This window comes from Yoonia sp. R2-816 (genome assembly GCF_046762905.1).
Classification (GTDB): Bacteria; Pseudomonadota; Alphaproteobacteria; order Rhodobacterales; family Rhodobacteraceae; genus Yoonia.
In genome coordinates, this window is record NZ_JBKQXN010000085.1 from 1 (window position 1) to 5,045 (window position 5,045).

Genomic DNA, 5,045 nt, shown 5'->3' on the forward strand with positions numbered 1-5,045 from the left:
GCGAATGCTGCTGAGATCAACGAACCGATCAATCGCACGCAGCAGGTGATCTTGCGGGACGTGATCTTCAAGCGAGAACTCATAGAACAAGGCCGCCTGCGCTTCCTGCTTCGGTCCCATCATCGCAATCAACCTCCAGTATGAATACCGAAATTGAATCAGCGATCAGCAATCCAAACAAGCTGAGTTTTTCAACAACATCAGCCCTAAGTTGAACTTTGGTCAGCCTTCAGCTAATGTCCGCTGCAATCGTGATCTCTCAAAACTCGTCAGATGCGGTCGCACTGAGAAACACGATTTCGAGAGGCGGTTTTTAGAGTGCCTGTCGGACAAGTTCTTTTGTCCACAAGACCACCCTCATGCAAATCTCAGAAACCATCGTTTTATCGAGATTTTGGGAAAAGGTCGTCAACATAGAGCTTAGATTTGCACACAACCTTTACACAGGGCTTCGTAGATGCAGAATTGGTGGAGGTTGTCGGTGGAGGGAAAGTTTATGGATTTTGGTGCGGATGCCAAAGCAAAGATGTTCATTCGTGGCCTCTACGAGACAAACGTCCCAGATGACAAGAAAGCCTATCAAGAGATTTTTCAGGACGAAGGTCCACGAAAAATCAAAAAAATTCTGGATCGGGTCCGAAAGTTGGATCGCGCCGGGCAGATCAATCTCTCTAAGGCGGGCTATCTTTCGATCGGAGGAGCGGATGGGTCGGAAGTAAAAGCCTTCCTCGAGAATACGCCAGCAAAGCTAGGTGCATTGATTGAGATCAGCGAGTTTGGCGTTGAATTGGCTAGAGAACATTCGACTGCTTTAAAGCAAAAAGAGATCGACTTCCGGGTGGTCCAAGGCGACGCAGTTTCAAACCTCCCTACAGCAATAGAATTCTTCAAGGAGAATGACTGTGACTGCCTAATTGTATCCGCGCAGGCTGTACTTCATGAGCTGGTCGACCGCAGTGCTGCCTTCCAAGACTGGAACCGTTTTTTTTCCGAGTTGTATAAGCATTTCCCAAAAACACTGCTTTTCTCACGAGAACCGTGCTTGCCTAGCAACTCAATATGGAAAGATGAGATCGAGTTTAGCATTGATGGAGTTGAAGGTGAAACGCTAGCCGCCCTATGCAAGTCTATTGGAGGGAGGATTGGTTACTTCAGTTCTCCTTCTGAAGCTGAAAAGAAAATTACTGATGTCGGGAACAATTTTGTCTTAGCGCCGGGTCCCCTAGCAGTCGAGACACTGCACAAGTTCCTTCGCAATGAAGGGCTAACATCCTATCAATACGAATGCGGTGAACAGCTTACCGGCTTCGATGTAGAAGGAATCATAGAGCCACTATTGATGAAGCTATGTGGGAACCCAGTCGACGTTCAGATTACAAACGTTACAACCGATGGATTTAGAGAAGCGTATGAAGAAAACGGAGTTACATCTCGGAACCCAGCGACCGGAGCAGCGATACAAGTTCCTAAAACCCATGTCGAAATTGAAGCGTTTGCATTCAAGCCGGAAGGCAATGGAAAAGAGGTCGGTGCAAAAAAAATAGAGGAACCGCTCGAGCCTGAACTACCTTCATTTTTTTCCCTAACTTCAGAGCAGTTGCATACAGAGGCCTCTGGCGATTATTTCTACAACGGAGTCTATCAAGGCATCGGAGCGATTTCACAAAAGCTGGATATAGAAAGGGCAATCTTCAAAAGATTCGTTAGCTCAATTCACGATGGCCTTAAGCAAATAGGAAAAGTTACGACACTCTACGTCAACGGCTCGTTCGGATCTGGCAAGAGCGTATTGGCTGATAGAGCTTGTTGGGAGCTAAGGGGCGCAGACTGCAACGTCATTCGTTTCAGCCCAACGTCGGTTGATCCTGCGTCGGTAAGAAGTGAACTCTCCAACTTTGTGCGAAAATCAAACCGCGACAGCATTGTTGTTGTCGATACGGTTGAAGAAGCAAGGCAAGTGGAGCTTGACATGATTGGCGACAGCCGATCTGGACACTGGCTTATTGGTAAAAAATCAATTGTTATCATCGCTGTCGACAACTGGTCGATCAGGCGACCTCCATCTCCACTGTCGAGCGCCAACCGGTTGCCTCACGACAGACTATTCACGGTCGGAAAACTAACTGTAGGCGAAATTGAAGCACTGCTTATGAGAGTGGTTAGTGCAGAAACCTCTGGCATCATCTCGGACGTAAGATGCTTCGATTCGTACAAAAAGCGACTTGAGGTTTGTCTCGCAGACGATGACAGGCTTGTTATTCACGTATTGTTGAAAATTCGGTATGGACTAAATGTAAACGCCGCTTTGCAGATCGAAACCGATAGCATCCAATCGCAACCGTTTATGCAATTATATCGAACAACCACCATATTGAACGCATTGGGGTTTGGAACCCCAAGCTTTTTGCGGGAACTTGCAGTTGAGAACTCCGATCCAGACTTTCCTTACGCCCGAACCGAAGGCGAATTGATACCTCGAATTGATGACGGAAATTGGGTAAGGCACCGCATACTATTGCCACGTCTCTTGAAAATTCTGTTTGATGAAACAGGAGACAGAGCAAACAGTTTTTCCAGCATCTTGAAAAACCTTGAGCTAGACGATGACATCCAAAGAGATTTTCTAATTAGACTCATATCAAACTTCGAGATCATTCCGAAGCTACGTACCTTACTCCAAAGAGAAAGCGCCTCAATCAATGACTTAGCGAACGCGCTGGCATCCATCCTGTCCTCGACAACTGATGAGTTGCTCAAGTATCATCTAAATTTCTTTTTGGGGCGCATCAATAAGGATCTACTACGAGATTCGGGGGCCGCCTCTGACTACTTCGAACAGGCGTATGCAATAGACGACAGTGATAGCTTTCTAGAGCGGCAGCGAATGTGGGCGGCGTTTGAAAGCTATGACCTTCCATCGGCGGAGAAGTTCGCAAGAGTGGCGATATCGAAACATCCACATGATTATCAATCGCAATCTGCGGCAGCTCATGTTTTGAAATTTTGCTCTAAGGAAGGATTTACCTTGGCGGGCAAAGTTTATGAAACGCTCAGTGAATCTACCGAAATGACGGCTTCTGACGAAAGAAGGATGAAACAATACAATGAGGCGGCGATGATGGTTGAAGCCATCGCTTCTGAGGATCTTTCTGAACTTGTCTTAGAGACTTTGAAGGCTCCCTCCTTCATTTGGAAAAGTAGAAAGGGTGCGCAGAAACAGTACAGGAACTCAATCAAACGAGAGTTGGGTAATTCTCTCAGAAACCAGCGTTTTGATCCTGACAAGGCTGAGGATCTCTTGAGTGAAGTTCAGAATTTGAAGGTTGGCAATGGCGACAAGATTTTGAAGGGATTGATCTCAGCACATGCAGCTCGATTTAGGTATGAAAAATGGTACCACGACCAGATAGAAACAGATTTTGATGAATTACGGAGACTTTTCGAGGAGGCTGAAAAGCTACTACTACGTGACCCTTTCGTTACAGCTTGGAAAGGCACCTTCATTAAGGAGTGCCTCAACGACTTTGAAGAAGCGAAGAAGGTATACATTGAAGCGATCCAACGTCAGTCTTCCAGCGATCTCGATTACATTCGTGCGCACCCGATGATGCACAACAATATGGCCCTTCTTTTGTTAAGGGGGGTTCAGAAAGGCAACTTCCCCGTTGAGACATTATCGGACGCGATCAAACACGCTGAGACGGCAGTGAGGATGATGAACAAGACGGATGGTGAGTTTAGCTGGCCTATCGAGACAGAGGCTGAGATTATAGAGATCGCGAGGGAGAGAGGCATATCGCTACAATAGAGTCGGTTGGACACAGCAAGCAAAGTACCAATGTCAAAATCGGCTGAATCGACACAGTTCAAGGGCGAAAAGCATTTTTCTGTTTTGAATTTGACCGCTAAGCAACTGATACTCCACAGACACTCTACCGGTCATTTTACACAAAGCACAACAAAGTCAGTAGACTCCTTAGGATTGCAAATCCGCTGAGCATACATTCCGTTCTAAAAGCCACGATCGCAAAGCGGACATTGGTCCGAAGTCCGCTCCGTCCGCAGACTGTGAGTTCGCTTGTGCTGAGATTTCGCAGTCGCAGCGAATGGCCGGTTCGACGGGCCGCACCGCAGCATATGATACCTTAGACAGACGGCGGCTTTGGGCCGTCCTCAACAGGGCGGTGGGACTGATCCGGCGGACATGCTGCGATCGATCTAGGGTCGGTTGTGAGCCCAACTGGCACATGCTGCAAAATGCATGGATGGCCGCTTTTAGCGATTGATGCTCAAAAGCTCGATCTTTAGCATCAAGGGATGATTGATCCTGTTTCTTTCCTTCTCTTCGCAAGCGCAAGCGCTATCGCCCTTGCAATTCCTGGCCCGACAATCGCTCTGGTTATCACGCGTTCACTGTCTAACGGGCGACAAGTCTCAGTACCACTTGCTATCGGCATAGGTCTTGGCACATTCACAGGTTCAACTGTCGCCGTTGGCGGAGCCGGAGCGGTCCTCCTTGCATCTGCGTCTGCGTTTACAGCCGTAAAGTTATTGGGTGCGGCATATCTCATCTATCTCGGTATCAAGCTTTTCATCGCTGACCCGACACCGCCGGACGTCGCTTTTCGGCGTAATAATAAGTCGACTTTGCACGCTCTACGAGACGGTTTCTTCATCACACTGTTGAATCCCAAAAGCATTGCATTCTCAGCTGCGTTTATTCCGCTGTTCATTCAACCGGACGGTAGCTACTTATGGCAGGCTACTATTTTGATTGCGGCGTTTTCCGTTCTAGCAACGCTAAATGCATTGGCGTTCGCGCTCGGAACAGATGTGTTGCGCCGGTTTGTGCGGCGATTATCAGTTCTTCGCTGGATGAACAGAATTGGTGGCGGTTTCTTGGTCGCATCTGGAGTGGCTGGGCTGTTTCTCAAACGTCCCGCTGTATGAGTAGTCTAACTAGAGCCTGTCTGGGCATGGCAGGTTCTCAGATGCGGACATTCTGCTGATCAGTTTCAATGGCCGCAAAGTCCGGAGGCTGTGTG

Annotated in this window: 2 protein-coding genes; both read left to right on the forward strand. The window is 47.9% G+C overall.

Translation table 11 applies throughout. The annotated features are described in order from the left end of the window. Positions 1-496 precede the first annotated feature (496 nt). Complete coding sequence (locus ACFWW2_RS01525; protein ID WP_393925600.1) at positions 497-3,808, forward strand: hypothetical protein; 3,312 nt, start codon at positions 497-499, stop codon at positions 3,806-3,808. A gap of 509 nt (positions 3,809-4,317) precedes the next feature. Continuing rightward, entirely contained in the window at positions 4,318-4,950 is a 633-nt protein-coding gene (locus ACFWW2_RS01530) for a LysE family translocator (RefSeq protein ID WP_393925601.1), read from the forward strand. The last annotated feature ends 95 nt before the right edge of the window (positions 4,951-5,045 follow it).